Here is a 1,278-nt window from a genome sequence, read left to right on the forward strand (position 1 = left end):
GCTTTCGGGCTCTCAGCATTTTATTTTTATCACCAGGGTCAAACTGCACTCCTGGACAGCGTCTTATCTAAGCAAGAAATAGGTAAGCTCGAACTTCAGCTTAAAAATCAGCAAGCCAAAATGTCTACGTCTGGACAATCTCTTGCTGAAACCAAAGCTGAGCACGAGCGTTTGACAAGAGAAAACCAGGCTCAGCAGGAAAAAATACAGGAGTCGGAGGGTGCGCTTGCGGTCAATCAGGATATTATCGACAACCTGAACTCACAACTCGCTTTGCTTAAAGAGGAAAACGAGGCCCTAGCAGCATCCTTGAGTCAGGTTAGGGCGTCTTTGTTGAGTGGCGCAAGCAATAGCGAAGTGCTGGCCGGAGAAAATTCAAGATTAAGCGATGAAATCAAGGTATTAAATAAGAAGTTAAAAGATAGAAAAGGCGCTTATCTTGCGGTTGTAAAACGTCAAAAAGAGACACGCTCAGAGATTGATTATCTTGCATCGAACAACGATAAACTCAATCAGGAGCTAGAGTCTAAGGAGCAGCGGATTACTTCGCTACAAACACAGATTTCACAGTTAAGCGCTTCGAAGACATCTTTGACGGAAGAACTTACCACTGTTAAAAGCGACTATAGCTTACTCGAAGATAAACTTGCTAGCCTTATGGCGCCGATAGGTCCAGCTAGTAACCCTACTACTTCTAAACCAGCGTTAAGCAATACGCTAAGCGCGCCAAGCAATAGCGCCCAAGGTGCAAACACTACGGAAAGTGGCTTCGATGGCTTGGAAGAAATTAAGATACAGAAGCCGCGTGTACTTATGCCAATTCCTTCTACTAGCGCCCCCGCCAAAGTTAAGGCCACTGAAAAAGCTGAAGCTTCTACCTTTGACTATGACAAAATAGCTATTCCATGAAGAGACTGTGTATTAGGGGAAAGTAAAAAACATGGATAGTTACAGAGGGGCGCATTTCCTTGCTGGCTCAGGACCAAGTTTTGTAACGGTTGCGAAAAGTTTATATCGTCGTCGATACCCTAATGTTGTAGTGCAAGGTGACTCCTGGTTTGATTACCCTGGCAGGCAGAAACATTTTTTCTACGGACCGAATAATTTACATCAGGCCCTGATGCAGATTATTCCTACTGGCGCAAACTGGTGGGATAGTAGCGTCTCAATGGCTACGGCAAAGCAGGTTTCGCGTGAATCCAGTGTATTTCGCTATGCTAAATACAATCGAGTTAGACTCGATGTATATTGTCTAAGTATGGGTGGGAATGATTTATT

Annotated in this window: 2 protein-coding genes; both read left to right on the top strand. The window is 44.2% G+C overall.

Features of this window, described 5'->3' with window-relative positions; genetic code table 11:
* Positions 1–909, top strand: a 909-nt coding sequence (locus tag A3757_RS26960; protein ID WP_197470119.1) for a hypothetical protein, incomplete at its 5' end; no start/stop codon positions are given.
* Positions 910–940: 31 nt separating this feature from the next.
* Positions 941–1,278: hypothetical protein (locus A3757_RS25835; protein ID WP_156506394.1), on the top strand; the 338-nt coding region annotated here is incomplete at its 3' end.

The organism is Oleiphilus sp. HI0117 (genome assembly GCF_001635235.1).